This is a genomic window from Streptomyces sp. SPB074, assembly GCF_000154905.1.
Taxonomy (GTDB): Bacteria; Actinomycetota; Actinomycetes; order Streptomycetales; family Streptomycetaceae; genus Streptomyces.
In genome coordinates, this window is record NZ_GG770539.1 from 5,918,776 (window position 1) to 5,922,527 (window position 3,752).

At 74.7% G+C, this 3,752-nt stretch carries 3 protein-coding genes; all 3 read left to right on the forward strand.

The genetic code is table 11. The features are described from left to right. The first annotated feature begins 8 nt into the window (after window positions 1–8). The 3 genes from SSBG_RS25035 (at window position 9) to SSBG_RS25045 (ending at window position 3,555) form a co-directional block, all read left to right on the forward strand. Entirely contained in the window at window positions 9–1,307 is a 1,299-nt protein-coding gene (locus SSBG_RS25035; protein ID WP_008748856.1) for an aldehyde dehydrogenase family protein, read from the forward strand. Window positions 1,308–1,314: 7 nt separating this feature from the next. Further along, window positions 1,315–2,136 carry a 3-oxoacyl-ACP reductase gene (locus tag SSBG_RS25040; RefSeq protein ID WP_008748857.1) on the forward strand — a complete coding sequence of 274 codons (822 nt, stop codon included), beginning with the start codon at window positions 1,315–1,317 and terminating at the stop codon, window positions 2,134–2,136. A gap of 117 nt (window positions 2,137–2,253) precedes the next feature. Beyond that, window positions 2,254–3,555 (forward strand): haloacid dehalogenase-like hydrolase, encoded by a 1,302-nt coding sequence (locus SSBG_RS25045; RefSeq protein WP_037870588.1) that lies wholly within the window; start codon window positions 2,254–2,256, stop codon window positions 3,553–3,555. Window positions 3,556–3,752: the final 197 nt, after the last annotated feature.

A 3,752-nucleotide genomic window follows, 5' to 3' on the forward strand; every position in this document is an offset into this window, starting at 1 on the left:
CCGAGGAGGTGGACCGCGCCGTCCGGCGCGCGAGCGCCGCGCAGCACGGCTGGGCGGCCCTCGCCCCCGCCGACCGCGCCCGCCTCCTGCGCCGCTTCGCCGCCGTCGTGGACACGCACGTCGAGGAACTGGCCCGCCTGGAGGTCGCCGAGGCCGGGCACACCCTCGGCAACGCCCGCTGGGAGGCGGGCAACGTGCGCGACCTCCTGGAGTACGCCGCCGGGGGAGTGGAACGCCTGACGGGACGGCAGATCCCCGTCGCGGGCGGCATCGACGTGACGTTCCTCGAACCCCTCGGCGTCGTCGCCGTCATCGCCCCGTGGAACTTCCCGCTGCCCGTCGCGGGCTGGGGCAGCGCCCCCGCGCTCGCCGCCGGGAACGCGGTGATCCTCAAGCCCGCCGAGACCACCCCCCTCACCGCCCTGCGCCTCGCGGACCTCGCCCTGGAGGCCGGACTGCCCGACGGCCTCTTCCAGGTCCTGCCCGGCACAGGCCCGGGCGCGGGCGAGGACCTGGTGCGCCACCCGGGCGTGCGCAAGGTCGTCTTCACCGGCTCGGTCCGCACCGGCAAACGCGTCATGGCCCTCTGTGCCGAGCAGGTCAAGGCGGTGACACTCGAACTCGGCGGCAAGAGCCCCAACCTCGTCTTCGCCGACGCCGACCTCGAAGCCGCCGCCTCCTCCGCCCCCATGTCCTTCCTCGACAACGCGGGCCAGGACTGCTGCGCCCGCACCCGCGTCCTCGTCGAACGCCCCGCCTACGACGCCTTCCTCGCCCTCCTCGAACCGGCCCTGCGCGCCGTCGTCGTCGGCGACCCGGCCGACCCCGGGACGCAGATGGGCCCGCTCATCTCGGCCCGGCAGCGCGAGCGCGTCGCCTCCTACGTCGGCCCCGGCCTGGACGTCATCCGGGGGAGCGCCCCCGAGGGTCCCGGCTTCTGGTACCCGCCGACCCTCGTGCTCGGCGCGCGCCCCGAGGACCCCGTGGCGGTCGAGGAGATCTTCGGGCCCGTCGCCGTCGTGCTGCCCTTCGACGGCGAGGAGGAGGGCGTACGCCTCGCGAACGCGACCCCGTACGGCCTCTCGGGCTCCGTGTGGACCCGCGACGGGGCCCGCGCGCTGCGCGTCGCGCGCGGCATCGCGGCCGGCAACCTCTCCGTCAACTCGCACAGCAGCGTCCGCTACCACACCCCCTTCGGCGGCTACGGCGAATCCGGGCTCGGGCGGGAACTGGGCCCCGACGCGCTCGCCGCCTTCACCGAGACCAAGAACGTCTTCATCAGCACCGACCCCGGCACGGAAGGCTGAGACCCCCATGAGCGCACCGCAGGACACGCCCCCCGCCCCGGACCCGGCCGCGGAGACCCCCGTCTGCCGCCGCCTCGTCGGCCGCACCGCCGTCGTCACGGGCGCCGGCAGCGGCATCGGCCTCGCGACCGCCCGGCGGCTCGCCTCCGAGGGCGCCCACGTCGTCTGCGCCGACCTGGACGAGGAGACCGGCCGGGCGGCGGCCGAGGAGGTGGACGGGCTCTTCCGCCGCACCGACGTCACGGTGCCCGAGGACGTCGCCGCGCTCTTCCGCACGGCCTTCGACACCTACGGCAGCGTCGACGTCTCCTTCCACAACGCGGGGATCTCGCCCCCCGAGGACGACTCGATCCTCACCACGGGCCTCGACGCCTGGCGCCGCGTCCAGGAGGTCAACCTCACCTCCGTCTACCTGTGCTGCCAGGCCGTCCTGCCCTACATGCGCCAGCAGCGGCGCGGCTCCATCATCAACACCGCCTCCTTCGTCGCCCGCATGGGCGCCGCCACCAGCCAGATCTCCTACACCGCGTCCAAGGGCGGCGTCCTCGCCCTCTCGCGCGAACTCGGCGTGCAGTTCGCCCGCGAGGGCATCCGCGTCAACGCCCTGTGCCCCGGCCCCGTGAACACCCCGCTGCTGCGCGAACTCTTCGCCAAGGACCCCGAGCGCGCCGCGCGCCGCCTCGTCCACATCCCCCTCGGCCGCTTCGCCGAGGCCACCGAGATCGCCGCCGCCGTCGCCTTCCTCGCGAGCGACGACTCCTCCTTCGTCAACGCCGCCGACTTCCTCGTGGACGGCGGGATCTCCGGCGCGTACGTGACCCCCCTCTGAACCCGGGATGTACGGTGCATGACATCCGGGGCCGCCCCCTTCCGTGCCCCGCGTCCCGGGTCCCGGGACGGCGGCGGCCCCGCGCTCCGCCCTGCCGTCGGACAGATCGGACCCCCCATGCGCCGCACCACCCCCCTGCTCGCCTCGCTCGGCCTCGCCGCCGCCGCGCTGCTCGCCACCTCCGCACCCGCCGGGGCCCAACCCCCCGCCCACGGTACGGACTGCCCCCGGCTCAGCACGAAACTCCCCTGGTACGGCCACAACCGCGCCGCCCTCCAGCGCGTCATCGACGAACGCGGCACCTGCTCGCACCCGGGCCTCGCCGACGGCCGCCACGGCGGACAGCGCCCCGTCGCCGCCTTCGACTGGGACAACACGATCTCCAAGAACGACATCACCGACGCGACCATCGCCTGGTCCCTGCGCCACGACAAGATCCTGCGCCCGGCCGACTGGCGCCGCACGAGCGCCTGGCTCACCGGCGAGGCGGCCCACGCCCTCACCGAGGCGTGTGGCACCGACGTCCCCGTCGGCGCCCCGCTGCCCACCTCCGAACGCACCGACTGCGCCGACGAAATCTTCGAGATCCGCAGCACCGCGCACACCATGGGCGGCGCCGAGGCGTTCGAGGGCGAATGGAACCACCGCCGCACCGTCCCCGAGTACGCCTGGGTCCCCCAGCTCTTCGCCGGGCACACCGCCGCCCAGCTCACCGCCTATACGCGCGCCGCCCGCGAGGAGGCCCTCGCCGCGCCCGTCGGCGCGACCCAGCGCGTCGGCACCCACACCATCCCGGGCTACGTGCGCTACTACGAGCAGCAGCGCGACCTCGTGCGCACCCTCCAGCGGGCCGGCTTCGACGTCTACATCGTCTCCGCCGGCTCCGAGCCCGTCACCGAGGTGTGGTCGGCGGGCATCGGCATCGACAAGAAGCACACCATCGCCATCCGCAGCCTCCTCGACCGGCGCGGCCGGATCACCACCGTCAACGAGGGCTGCGGCGGCGAACCCGCCTCCAAGGGCGCCGACATCCCCTACACCGACGGCAAGCGCTGCTGGATCAACCAGGAGATCTTCGGCGTCAAGGGCCCGCGCGCCTGGCAGCGGCAGGACTTCGCGCACCGCGTCGCGATCGGCGGCGGCGACGCCGACACCGACGTCACCTTTGTCGGCGACGCCACGGGCGCGCACCTCGTGCTCAACCGCAACAAGAACGAGATCATGTGCCGCGCCTACGACAACGAGGACGGCCGCTGGCTCGTCAACCCGATGTTCATCGAGCCGCTGCCCCGCAAGAAGGACGCCTACCCCTGCGCGACGACGGCGCGCACCGAGGAGGACGGGAGCCAGGGGCCCGCGCGGCGCGACGACGGCTCGGTCATCCCCGACCAGGCGGACAGCGCTTTCGGCGGCGCCTGAGCCGGAGCCGGCCCGGCCGCCCCGGGCCGCCGCTCGCGGACGCGGCACAGGGGCGCGTGGCGGGGCCGCGCGCTCCCGTCCGCGGGAACCGGCGTGCCGACCGGGTGAGTTCACCCGGCCGAACGGGCGAAACGCCCTAAAGTTGCCGCCATGGAGACGCCCCCCGCCCGGCCGGGCTGTTACCCCGACCCCCATGG